General features: G+C 58.2%; 10 protein-coding genes and 2 pseudogenes. 5 read left to right on the forward strand and 7 right to left on the reverse strand.

Annotated features, from left to right (window positions below):
• The first annotated feature begins 69 nt into the window (after nt 1-69).
• The 3 genes from ACFQH2_RS09550 to ACFQH2_RS09560 all read left to right on the forward strand — a co-directional run bounded on the left by ACFQH2_RS09550 (nt 70) and on the right by ACFQH2_RS09560 (nt 2,372).
• Nucleotides 70-243: a hypothetical protein gene (locus tag ACFQH2_RS09550; RefSeq protein ID WP_377076673.1), complete on the forward strand. Its 174-nt coding sequence runs from the start codon at nt 70-72 to the stop codon at nt 241-243.
• Nucleotides 240-1,103, forward strand: coding sequence for a polysaccharide lyase (locus ACFQH2_RS09555; RefSeq protein ID WP_377076674.1), 864 nt, complete (start codon nt 240-242; stop codon nt 1,101-1,103). The genes ACFQH2_RS09550 and ACFQH2_RS09555 overlap by 4 nt, the downstream gene beginning before the upstream one ends.
• A gap of 162 nt (nt 1,104-1,265) precedes the next feature.
• Nucleotides 1,266-2,372, forward strand: a complete 1,107-nt coding sequence (locus ACFQH2_RS09560; RefSeq protein ID WP_377076675.1) for a glycosyltransferase — start codon at nt 1,266-1,268, stop codon at nt 2,370-2,372.
• A 6-nt stretch (nt 2,373-2,378) separates the two neighbouring features.
• Here ACFQH2_RS09560 and ACFQH2_RS09565 read toward each other — a convergent pair whose 3' ends face one another.
• Nucleotides 2,379-3,356 (reverse strand): DUF1616 domain-containing protein, encoded by a 978-nt coding sequence (locus ACFQH2_RS09565; protein ID WP_377076676.1) that lies wholly within the window; start codon nt 3,354-3,356, stop codon nt 2,379-2,381.
• A 359-nt stretch (nt 3,357-3,715) separates the two neighbouring features.
• On the opposite strand from ACFQH2_RS09565, the gene ACFQH2_RS09570 reads away from it, so the two are divergent.
• Together ACFQH2_RS09570 and ACFQH2_RS09575 are read left to right on the forward strand one after the other, a co-directional pair.
• A complete protein-coding gene (locus ACFQH2_RS09570; protein WP_377076677.1) occupies nt 3,716-4,678 on the forward strand; it encodes a DUF2334 domain-containing protein in 963 nt (320 codons plus the stop codon).
• 144 nt (nt 4,679-4,822) lie between these two features.
• A pseudogene (locus ACFQH2_RS09575) lies at nt 4,823-5,557 on the forward strand (IS6 family transposase).
• Between the two features lie 23 nt (nt 5,558-5,580).
• On the opposite strand, the gene ACFQH2_RS09580 reads toward ACFQH2_RS09575, so the two are convergent.
• The 6 genes and pseudogenes from ACFQH2_RS09580 to ACFQH2_RS09605 all read right to left on the reverse strand — a co-directional run bounded on the left by ACFQH2_RS09580 (nt 5,581) and on the right by ACFQH2_RS09605 (nt 11,951).
• Complete coding sequence (locus ACFQH2_RS09580; RefSeq protein ID WP_377053063.1) at nt 5,581-6,516, reverse strand: NAD-dependent epimerase/dehydratase family protein; 936 nt, start codon at nt 6,514-6,516, stop codon at nt 5,581-5,583.
• A 333-nt stretch (nt 6,517-6,849) separates the two neighbouring features.
• Nucleotides 6,850-7,899, reverse strand: coding sequence for a tyrosine-type recombinase/integrase (locus ACFQH2_RS09585; RefSeq protein WP_377053065.1), 1,050 nt, complete (start codon nt 7,897-7,899; stop codon nt 6,850-6,852).
• The gene (locus tag ACFQH2_RS09590; protein ID WP_377053067.1) at nt 7,896-8,336 is read right to left on the reverse strand and encodes a DUF5805 domain-containing protein; all 441 of its coding nucleotides are present in this window, start codon (nt 8,334-8,336) and stop codon (nt 7,896-7,898) included. Before ACFQH2_RS09590 ends, ACFQH2_RS09585 begins: the two co-directional genes overlap by 4 nt.
• A gap of 1,609 nt (nt 8,337-9,945) precedes the next feature.
• Nucleotides 9,946-10,572 (reverse strand): DUF1641 domain-containing protein, encoded by a 627-nt coding sequence (locus ACFQH2_RS09595; RefSeq protein WP_377053069.1) that lies wholly within the window; start codon nt 10,570-10,572, stop codon nt 9,946-9,948.
• Nucleotides 10,572-11,710: pseudogene (locus ACFQH2_RS09600) on the reverse strand (NAD(P)/FAD-dependent oxidoreductase). The gene ACFQH2_RS09595 and the pseudogene ACFQH2_RS09600 overlap by 1 nt, the downstream one beginning before the upstream one ends.
• 1 nt (nt 11,711) lies before the next feature.
• Entirely contained in the window at nt 11,712-11,951 is a 240-nt protein-coding gene (locus ACFQH2_RS09605) for a sulfurtransferase TusA family protein (protein ID WP_377053073.1), read from the reverse strand.
• Nucleotides 11,952-12,264 lie beyond the last annotated feature (313 nt).

Below are 12,264 nucleotides of genomic sequence, written 5' to 3' on the forward strand. Positions count from 1 at the left end.
GAGCAGGGCACAAGCGACTGGGGGTGCCACTGAACCGGAATTTCTGAACGACTCGACATTGCCGTCGAGGTGCGCGACCAGGAGTCCGAACTCGACACCTACGACCCGAAATCTGGTGCCAAGTTCTACGCCGTCGATACTGGGAACGCGTACGTCGGTGACGGAAGCGAGTGGTCCCAGGTGCCAGTCGCGACCCATAACCACCAGCAACTCGCCGTCGGGGACTCCTCCGACTCCCGGTGAAGGACAGCGACCCCGATTCGCCAGCTCCCGGCGACGTGTGGTTCCGCGGCGACGCCGGTGAGGTCCGCGTCCACACTACCGATGGCACTCAGACGCTCGGCGGGTCCTCGACCAGCACAGCCGACAGCACCCAGGTGTCCTTCGACGTTACCGAACCGTTCGAAGACGACAACTGGACCGCCACCTTCGGCGACGGCTGGGACTACGGGCTCGCCGCAAACGCCGATATCCGCGATGTCGCGGGACGCGACGGGAACCAGCTCCAGGCAACCGTCCCCGGCGGCGAGAACCGTGGCATCTACACGATCCACAACCATGCGGCTCGAACCGGCCAAGCGCCGACGTCGTGCTACCACAGCTTCGCACTCCGGTTCGAGCCCGGGTTTACGGACAACATCACCGACGACGGGAAGCTCCCCGGGTTTGCCGGCCGCGACGGCACTGACGAGGGCGCTGGCGGCAGTCCCGCCAACGGCACGGGCTGGTCGGCGCGCATGGGGTGGGACGACCCCAGCGACCACGGCCCCGGCATCGCAGTCGACTGGTACATCTACCACATGGACGTATCGGGCTCGTACGGCGAACACGATTATTGGGGCCGGCTCCTTGAGGAGGACGTGTGGCACGACTTCGAGCAGTACATCGACCTCGGCACGCCCGGCGAGAACGATGGCGTGCTCCGGGGCTGGATCGACGGGAAGCTCGAGTACGAGCGGACGGACCTCCGCTTTCGGGACAGCGGCGGAAACGATGTCCAATGGTCTTGGTGGGATTTATATCACGGTGGCGGCAACACGCCGAGCGGCAACATCACCGTCCAGTTCGACGATCTCGGCATCGTCCGCGGTGGGATGCCATAACCGGCACAACCCACCGCAACCGACCCGGTTGCCGAGTGATCACGCAACCATCGCGGGGTTGGCCGGGTAGGCTGTTTAGAACAATACCTTAGGCCCTCTTGAGAATGTCAGACAATGACCAGCGACGACACGGACTGCGACGACCCAGGACCCGGGGTCCAGATGATCGGAACACTCCCGCCCTGGAAGGGCATCTCGTCGTACTGCAAGGCGCTGTACGACGGACTCAACCGGTCGCTCCGTAACTTCACGTTCGCCGGCTGGCGGAGCCTCTACCCGGCGTCGCTCTACCCGGGCGGCGACCCCCGGACTGGCGAGGAGCCTGTCAAGGCCGAGAACGTCCAGCGTCGGCTCGCCTGGTACGACCCGGTGAGCTGGCTACGCTTGGGCCTCGACCCGGATATCGACCTGATTCACGCCCAGTGGTGGTCATACCCGTTGGCGGTCCCGTACGTGGTCGTCTTCGCCGTCGGCAAGGCCCGCGGCAAGACTATCCTTCTGACCGTTCACAACGTCGAGCCGCACGAACAGACGCGGCTCAAGATGTTCCTGAACGCTGCCGTCTACCGGTTCGCCGACGAGCACGTCGTGCACAGCGACCGCAACCGTAAACAGCTTACCGACGGGCGCCCCATCTCGCCCGAAGATGTCCACGTCATTCCCCACCCGACCATCGGCCCGGACCGCCGCGGCGTCACCGCGACAGAAGCCCTGTCCTGGCTCAACCTTGACGAGGACGCTGATGTAGTCCTGTTCTTCGGGAACGTCCGAGAGTACAAGGGCCTGGACTCGCTCGTCGAGATGGTCGCGGCGCTCCAGGAAAATCGGGACATCGAACTGGTCGTCGCAGGCAAGTCCTGGGTCAACTGGAGTAACTACGAGGCGCTCATCGCCGAACAAGACCTTACAGAACACGTCCACCGGTTCCCCGGCTACATCCCCGAGGCCGATCTTGAGTACTTCTTCACGGCCGCCGATGTCGTCGCGCTTCCCTACGATTACTTCGACGCCCAGAGCGGCGTCGCGGAGCTCGCGGACCACTTCGAGACGCCGACCGTAGGATACGATGTCGGGGGACTTGCCGACCAAGTGGACGTCGTTGCTGACGACCGCGCCGAGTTCAAGCAGGCGCTTTGCGACGGTATGGACAGCAATTTGTCCAAGTCAGCGGACTCTGAGGACGCGATCGAACGCCACCTGCGGCTGTACGAAGACCTGCTCGACGAGAACGTGACTGTTTCTGAGGAGCCTGTGCCGCGCGGGCACTGACGGCGGTCACTGCGCCGTCCGATAGTCGGACTTGCTCGCGTTCGATACAACCCAGAGGTATACATGGTTCGCCGCGGACGCCGTCGACGCGGTGTCCGGGACGTCGTTAGGATAGAGGAGCCAGACGACCCGGGATCGGTCGTCGCGGGCGGCTGGCGTGAACGTATAGTTCCGGACCACGGTCTCGTCGGCGTCGACGGCGACGGTGAAGCTGTCGAGCGGCGTCTGGTCGCGGACCTCTGTTGCGTTCCCGGCCTCGTCGACAGTCTGCTGGATGACGACGACCGTGTAGTTCTTAGGCTGTCCTTCGTGGTTGCTGATGGCCACGCCGATGGTTTGCTGGTCGCCCCCGACAACCACCGAGGACTGGTCGACACCAGCGAACGTCTCCCCATCTCCCGACAGCAGGTAAAACTCCGAGTACTGCTCGTCGTAGGACAGCTCCACGGCTGCGTACCCGGCGCTCATCGCGAAGAAGAGGACCGACACGACGAGAACTGCGTTCACCACCCTCACTGATCCACCGCCAGTGCCAACCGGCCACACCTCGTCGAGACCGTCTGGCAGACCTGGCCGGAACTGTGCATTGCCGGGAAGCTGCCACCGGCGCAGTGCGGCGAGGACGGCAACCACGATTGTGAATCCGCTCACTGAGAGCAATACAGGGACCAACTGGATGCCCCAAGGCGTGAAGTTCCACGCGTATCCGATGGCCGGTACTATGATGATGCTTAGCCCGACGGAGAGCAGGAACCGCTCGGTGACGGTGACGCCGTTAGCTCCCTCCGTCCCGGGCGCTGACGATAGCTGTCCTCCAACACGTTCGCCGCTCTCAGCACGGAACCGCTCTGGGAATAGGGCTGCGACAACGACGTACCCGGGCACGAGACAGACGAAGACGAACCCGAGGGGTACTCGAAGCGGCGTGCTGCGGAGGATTGGGAAGAAAACGGCAGTGTTCAACGCGAACGTCAGTCCAATCACCCCAGGAGGTCGACCGGTACGGGGCGAGCTGTCGAACGGAAAATACCCATTTATGGTCCACGTTATCATACGGTAGTAAAGTAATGCGGCCCGAAACGACCTGACGGTCGCCGTCCGACGGACGAATCCACTGACCGTTGGCGAGGCGCTCTGGGTACGCCAATGCTACTGTCAGTCGTCGGGACTGCACTAGACGGAACGCACAGACCGACTGACCTGCCCCAAGTAACACTGCAGCACGACTCCTCGAAATCTAGAACTCCGCGGAGAATTCGAGCCGACCCAGACAGACTTGGGACGCGAACAACACAATTTGCGAGTATAGTTTTGTGGCTGGATAACGTTATTATCGGTGAACAATGGGACACAAGCCAATCAATCGGCGACAACTATTAGGTGCGCTCGGCGGGAGCGTTACCGTTTCTCAGCCGGCTGCCGCCGGATTAGAGAAGGGACACAAGCATCGCCAGATTCTGAACCAATCTGATACTACAGATAGTGACGAGACAGAATATAACACGGTTGTAATATTCAGAAACGACGATCCAGCGCCCTGGACAGATATTGAGGTTCTTTCTGGTGTCAATGAAGTCTTCATAAATAATGAGATACCCTTCACACAGGGGATAGTTCCATATGATAAAAATGAAGACGAAGGTATTAATTTAGAACATGAAGTCTGCGAGTACTTAAATTCTGTCGCCGAAGACAACCCAGAGTTGGTTGAAAATGCCCTGCACGGTTACACTCATGTCCGAGAAACGGATTTCTTCTGGGGTAGTGAGTTTGGTGGCCTAACATACGATCAACAGAACCAAAAAATAACAAATTCACTACAACAGTTCGACGAATGTTTTGACCAGACCCCAACGACATTCATACCACCCTTCAATACATATGATGAAGCAACAGTACAGGTGTTAGCCGAGAAAGGATTCCGGCTGGTATCCGGTGGATTTTATTTTCAGAGAGACTATTTTGGAAAAGAAATGGTTTGGGAAGATAACGGAATCATACACCTACCAGCTAACCTGGCTATGGAGGACTCAGAGACACAAGAAGTCAAGAAAATAGACAGTTTAGAACAGGAATATGACAAAAACAGCGAGGAATATAGTCTAAATGTTATAATGTTGCACTATAATCGTTATTCTGAAGAGGCGGATAAACAAGTCTTGGAGGGAATGATACAGCACGCCTTGGAGGACAATAGTAAATTTATGACGTTGGGTGGGTTTGCAGAGCAGATCGAAAATGGCGCCCTCAAGAGAACGGAAGACGGGTGGAGAGTGAAGGAAACCCACTCCACCAAATCCTCTTGAGAATGAACGAAGGGGAGGTTGCCACTATCATACCCGTCCAGAATTCAACGAACGTCTAATATTATAAATCATAGTATAAATTCCCTATAGGGAACTGTCTAGTTGAGGGATTGAGGAACGAGGAGGTCGTAGTGAGTTCTGTCCATGAAACTCGTAGACCTCCTCAAAGAACGCTTAGATGTGGAGAATAAAGATACTTGGGAGAACGAGCGCACGCCGACACCCGTGCGCTGTTTCGCGATTCGACTTCACTCGAGGGGGTTGTCAGTGCGTAAAGTCGAGGTCGTCTTGGACTAGTTGGGTGTCGATCGCTGCTATCAGGCAGTCTGGAACTGGAAAGAGAAACTAACCGAGACAGAGCCCGAACCGCCGATGTCCACGAGAACAAAGTTCTCGTGCGACCCATCAGAACGCTTGAGTTCTGAGGACGGTGGAGCCATCGCGGGTTGCGGTTGACGAGAAGCAAATCAAAGTTGACGGGGAGAAAAGTTGTTCTACGCCGCGATCGACACAGGGTCAAAATTGCTGCTTGAAGTCGATGTCTACAGCTGCCGCAGGACAGACCTCGCAGCGGCGTTCCTGTATCGCCTTACCGAGAAAAATGGGATCGCCAATACAGAGTTTCTCGTCGATGCTGGAGGCTACTTGACTGCCCCTGCTCGCCGAGAATTGAGCGGTCAGCTCAACTACATAAGGCGGAACCACATCGAAAAGTGGTTCCAGACCGTGACGATGCGAATCAACTGCTTTCACCCGTTTTGGCGGGGCAATCCATCCAGTGCGAAACGCTGGCTGCGACGATTCAGACACTACTACAATCGACACCGACCGAACCAAGCGTTAGATGGAGCGATTCCTGCCGAGGTGGTTCTGAACTAGACAGTGCCAAAAACAGGCGTTTGTCAGCCATTCGGTGGCTTGTTCGTGTACTGGCGACACACTCGTTTGATACCTTCTTCGAATGATACTTGGGGCACCCATCCCGTTTCTTCCTTTATTTTCTCTATATCGGCACACGTGTCAGAGACATAGACATCCTGTGGAATCGGATTCTCCACGTATTCTGGATCGATATTTCGTCCTAGTTCCTCGTTCAGCAACTTGACGACGGTGTTGAAGTCGTAACTTGTCTCGGTACCGAGATTGTAGGTGCCATCGAGTTCGTGATCAGCTGTGAGTTCGAGCCCGCGCACTACGTCGTTGACATGGGTGAAATCCCGCGTCTGGGTACCGTCCCCGTATAGTTTCGGCGACTGTCCGTTCGCGATATCGTCGGCGAACTGAGCGATCACGTTCGCGTACTCCCCTTTGTGTTCCTCGGCGCCACCGTACCCCTGGTAGACCGAAAAGAACCTCATTCCGGCAACGTTCATATCGTAGTGATTCGAGAAGTACTCGCCGTACCGCTCGCGAGCGAGTTTCGAGGCCTCGTATCCCGTATTCACTGAGACGGAAAGGTCCTCCGGCGACGGTTCAGTCCGGTTTCCGTAAATCGAAGAGGTGGACGCATAGACGATCGTCTCACAGCCGCTTTGGCGGGCGTGTTCGACGACATTTGTGAATCCTTCGACGTTTACACGCGCACCGAGCTGGGGATCCTCCTCGTGCATCGCGTACGAAGAGAGTGCAGCGAGGTGGTATACGACATCGACATCGGTCGGGAGATCGTCTTCGAGCACGCTTCGCTCGTGGAACGTGACCGCTCGGTCGAGATTGTCCGGCGTTCCCAGATACCCGTTATCGACTACGACGACGTCGTTATCTTTTGCGAGGTAGTTTGCGAGATTCGATCCTATGAACCCGGCACCGCCGGTTATCAATACGCGATCGTCCTCCATAGAAGAATACGCCACAAACGGATACAAAAACGTGCCACCCGTCAAACACTGTGATGAAATTCCATGTCAGAGTAGGCTACCCCGCATGGACGGCCGAACGAGACGGTTAGAGCGGTCGACGATGGATCCGAACTATGGCCACCGTGCTCAAACACAAAGACGTGTATACCGGACAGTTTTCGTGTGTGTCGTACATCGGATCGATGCCCGGTAGTCCCCTACCGATTGATATAGCATTATTTGATTTATTAGGTGGCAGTCGGACAGCTTTTACCGTTCAGCAAACCAGAAAGTCGCTCCACTACACACGAAATCAGTCGTATCGGTGTCGAACTACAACAACGAGTAAATACTCTCCTCGTACGTCTCCCTTACCCGATCCCCCCAGTTGTGGGTGTACGTATCGATGACGTCGTCGGCGACGTCCCCACGCAGATACTTCACAATCCCACGGTCACCCGTCTCACTCCGAAGGTGCGTTGTGAAGAAGTGCCGAAAGTAGTGCGGCGTGACGTTCTCTGCGGCCCCGCCGCCGGTCCGGTACCAGCCCCGCTCACTGGCGTGGTCCGTGACGAGCGTATGAGCCATGTCCGTCGTCAGGCGGTGGCCCCACGAGTCACCGGTGCTTACGAACAGTGGATCGGCCTCGGAGATCGGATCCGGGCGGACGGCCAGCCACTCGACGAGCACGGATCGGAGCTCGTCGTCTATCGGAACGACCGTCTGGCGTTTCCGCTTGTTCGAGGCCGTCCGTTGCTCGCCGTTCGTCAGTTCCCCACGGGAGGGCTCCGGCGAAACGTACAGTGTGTTCGTCTGTCCGGAGAGCTGCGGTCGGACCTCACTCTCCGTGTCCAGATCCAGGGGCTGTAAATTCACGTCCTGGATGTCGAGATTGCAGAGTTCGCCGACCCGCAGTCCGGTCTTCAGCAACGTCACGACGACTGCTTTATCCAGCGGGTGACAGATACCCTGTACGAACTCCCGTATCTCCGGGATGGAGATCTCTCGCCGGGCGGGGTCAGTGTCGATCGATTCCTCGATCTGTTCGACGACCAGCGTCATCGGGTTCGATTCGAGTACGCCGACCTCCATCATGTAGCCGTAAAACCGGTGGAGATACGAGGCGTAGGTCGCAACGGTGCTTCCCGCATGCCCTCCCCGTAGCGAATCGACCCACTCCATGCAGTCCCGATGGGTTGCCCCGTCGATACTGAGGCCACCCTGAGAACGTTCTGTCCCCTCGCCGAGGAATACCTCGAACTGCCGCAAAACGCGTTCGTAGGCCGCCTGTGTCCGCTCTGTCTTGCCGTGATAGCCGACGTCGCGGACGAAGTATTCGATCGGATCCTCGACGCTCTCGTCGGGCGTTTCGGTACGGCTCATCTGTCCCCCGAGAGCGTGTAGCCGCCATGCCGGCCGCTGTAGCGGACCTTGCTTTCGTCCTGCAGTTCGGCCATCGTATCGTCAAGCCGTTCCTCGATGTCGTCGGTCAGCGCCTCGACCAGTGCTTCCCACGAGAGCGTCCCCTCGCGTTCGAGCAGGGCAACGACCCTTTCGGAGAGTTCACCACTGCTGCCGGCCTGTCGGACCATGTTCTCGTTCTCTCTCTCCTGGGCCGATGCACCTGCTGGGGAGGAGTCATCGGCGTCGCCGTCCGACCCGCCGAATCCACGCCGACCGGCCTGCACCATCGACCGGACGAACTCGCTCTGACTCATACCGAGTTCGTCGGCGTGAGATTTCCATTGTGCTTTTTGATACGCCGGGACGTAGGTCTTCACGGAGGTTCGCGAGGTATCGACGTCGTCGTCGGTAGCCATGAACGGGTGAACGACTCCCGCCTGCATTAATGTTACCATAACTCCAGATAAACATACTTATCCCTAATTCTGACACTGTATATTTTCTTTCTAAGAGCCTGATACCCTTCGTTTAGATTTTTATATTATATTTTAGGACCATATATTGATCGCTGGTTTGAGAAGAATCTCCAGATTTGCGGAGTACGGTTATAGAGTGATCTCCTCATTCACCCTTGGGAATAGAGCCCGACAGTCGTCTTCCTGAAGCGGGTTCCAGACGCCGAATCTGGTATGGCTCTTGCTTCAGATTCGCTACTGCGATGCGAAGATTCCGCAGTGCAGTTGTTGATTTACTCGGTCGAGATGCTCATATCAGTGGGATGATGATCGACGGTTGCACCCAATGAGTGCGTCGGCCGGGTGGCGGCGTGTCGGCGAATCACGCGGGAGGCCCGCGCCTGCTCCAGGCAGATCAAGCATCCGGACCGTCGTTGAACCCGGAAGAGGTGGTATATCGAGAACATCGTCTCGTCCGATCGACCGACCTGTCGGGCGGGGTAGTCCCCTATCGGGCAGTCGTCGAGAAGTATGTGCGAAGCCGTTTCATGGGTCAGTCCGAGTAACAACCGACCGGGCATCCCGCAGTTTCAGAGTCGTTTGACCACCCTGCCGCAGGAAGTACGGTTACAGCTACGACTGCAATCGGATGCTCCTTGCCAGAAAGCTATGTCGGATCGAGAGTGTCACCATGACTGCGGTGGTAGCTAGCGACCCGCCTCGAAACGAATCGCTTGCCAGGTGAGCAGCGTGAACTCCGATACGAGACCACAGTTCCAGTGGGGCGTCTATGTCCCGGGAGTGGGGTGGCTGTGTCCGCCGACGGGTGTCATCTCCGGGGGGACACATAAAAGCACGCCCCAAGGTAGATGTAGGATAGTTTGTCTGTGAGAGTGTGGGACGCTGATACAGAGTCCGATAGCCGCGCTCCAGTATTCGGTCTCCCCGGGTGACGGTTCCCCTGGCTGATTGGGGTGGGAGTACCCGCTACCACTTGCAGGATACACCCCTCGCGCCTGTGCACACCAGGGGTTCCGGTGTAGATGATGGCATCAAGCCACGGGTATAATGGAATTGACGGTGCCGGATCCAGGCTTCCGGCCGGGGTACAGTTGGGTCGATCCAGAGCGGTGAACGAGCCGTCGAGTATGGGGTGTAGGATTCACGATGGACAATCAACGACATTTCCCGGGGTCGTCCGGGAGGGCTCTGTACTCAATCATCAGCCAGCCGGGAGCAGTGATAACGACTCCGACGATATCGGTAGCGGGCAGGTACAACCGCCGCTGGTTCTTGGATCTGTTCGCAGTCCTAGATCAATAAAATCCTGCTTCATACCTCTCGACGACGGATTCCGGCATCGACCAGACTACCGAATCCGTTCTCAGTAGAGTACAGATACTGTCCGAGTGTGTACGCATAAACTACATATAGCTATATCGAAACTGGGGATGTGTTTGTAGATAATCGAGTGAAAGATACTTAATCAATTCAGCGGGAATTGCGCTCGCTGGATGGGCTCGTACGGGTTGCAACGGGAAGTGGACTCTCGTCCACCCCTCGCTACGGCCTACCCGCTCTCGGTCGTCTGCCCGACTGCCTTCGCGAGCGAGAGGAAAAAGCCAAGGCCTTCTTTGACTTCGGGGTCTCGCAAGGCTTTGACGACGCCGACTGCACCGACTGGCTCCGTCGGTTCGGCACCCGCTTCACCCACCGCTTCGAGTAGCGACTCGACAGTTCGGGCGACGTCGTCGTCCGAGGCAGTGTCCGCGACCTCGCCGAGCGTCGTTCCCGTCGCCGCGAGTTCGGTCACCATCTCGTCGTCCATCGCGTTCGAGGCGAGTGCGATGAGGTCAGCCATCGCCATGAGGTCCTCGAGCGTCCCCGACCGCTGCAGTTCGGCCACTCCCTCGATGGCGTCGGCCATGTCCTCAGCGTTCTCGCCTGCGGCCTCGCCGAGTTGTGCGGCCTCGGGCGTCGCCAGCCTATCGGCCGCCGCACCGAGATTCGTCGCAGTGCCAGACAGTTCCTGGACCATCCGGTCGTCCATCGCGGACGTCGCGAGTTCGGCAGTGTCGAGCAGGTCGTTAGCGACCCCAAGCCGATCGAGAAAACGGGCGACCTCCTCGGGGTTCTCGGCGACGAGGCTTTCCAGGTCGACCTCCTCAGCGTCGGGAGGGTGTGCAGTGTCCGACATTACAGTAGACCCCGTGCTGTCAGCCAGTAGGACTCGTTGTAGCCCAGTTTCGCCCAGTGGAGATGTTTCGACGGCTCACGGACGAACGGTTCATCACCGTACTCGAACTCGATGAACGTGGCCTCGTCCATCCCAGCCTCGAGGAAGCAGACTGTCTTGCCGCTGTAGGTGGCGGTAGGAACCGCTCCCCGGGCCTGGCTAGCGATCCGGTCGGCGACCACGTCTGCCTCATAGTGGGCGACGCTGCCGGCCTTGCTCGTCGGGACGTCCGCCGCGTCACCGATGGCATAGACGTCTTCGGCCGCCGTTGCTTCAAGCGTGTTCCGGTCCACGTCGACCCAGCCATCGTCGCCGAGACCGGCGTCAGTGACGAGGTCGGTGCCGCCGTGGGGCGGAATCGCGACCAGCAGGTCGTACGACAGTTCGGAGCCTTCCAGCGTCTCGATGACCTCCGCCTCGGGGTCGACCTCGTCGACGTTGAAGAACGTCTCGTAGCCGATGTCGCGTTCGTCGAAGAGATCCGTCGCCCAGTCGGCGATCGATTGGATCCCGTGAGTGCGGTTGATGGGATATGTGTACGTGATTTCGACGTCATCGCGCAGGCCGCGCTCGCGGAGCCAGTCGTCGACCATCAACACGAACTCGACGGGTGCGGCCGGACACATATGGGGAACGCCGATGACGCTCAACACCAGGTGTCCGTCGGTGAACTGCGCAGCTCGTCGCGCAGTTGCTCGGCCCCGTCAGGGCCGTAGAAGTGGTGTCCACCCTCTACGAGCCCCGGGACGGTCTCGGGTTCGAGGTTTGCACCGGTCGCCACTGTGAGTTGATCGTACGCGAGCGCGGGCCCGTCCGCGAGTGACAGGCGCTTCCCGTCAGTATCGATGTCGACGACCTCGTCGATGGTAAGGGAGACGCGTCTGTCCACGAGTTCCTTGATCGGTCGCTTGGCGTCCTCGACCGTCTTCTTCCCGAACGGGATGTAGAGGAACGTGGGCTTGTAGACGTGGTTCTCGTCGGCCGTTATCAGCCGTACCTCGACGTCGCCGTTCTCGATTTCGGTCTGGAGTTCGTCCGCGAGTCGGTTCGCGAGCACGGTCCCGCCCGTCCCGCCGCCGACGATAGCGATTCGCTCCATCTCAGGTAACCTCGATGTAGATGTTCCAGTGGTCGTCGAGCTCTTCGATCTCGAGTAGCTCGTGGCCGGCCTCGTCGAGCCACTCCGGAACGTCAGTAGTGGAATTACGCTCCGTCGTCTGTAGCTTGACGACCGTGCCGGGGTCGAGTGTCTTCACCTTCCCGATGAGGTCCATTAGCGGGCCGGGACACGTTGCTTCGCGCGAATCGATCGTAACGTCCGCAGTGATATTTTCTGTCATTGTTTTCGGTTTCGTAGTCGAGCACCGCCGCGTCGTCGATGGAACTCGTCCGCGCCGAGTTCACCGTACGCGTTGCGGTCGCGGGTGGTCACGAGTGCTCAACCTCCGTGATCACAATGGATCTACAGTATTGTTAAATAAACCCATTTCTACAAATTCCAGACTGGGAGATTCGGCGATACGTATATATGCGTGTAGACGTTCTGGGGGTAGGATCCGCCTCCAACGACGCCTCAATGAATACACTAAAACCCGAAATAGGGGCTATAACGCTATAAAACGCATTTTCTTGACGAGGCTAATGTCTCGATGT

This window comes from Natronoarchaeum sp. GCM10025703, assembly GCF_042661985.1.
Classification (GTDB): domain Archaea; phylum Halobacteriota; class Halobacteria; order Halobacteriales; family Natronoarchaeaceae; genus Natranaeroarchaeum.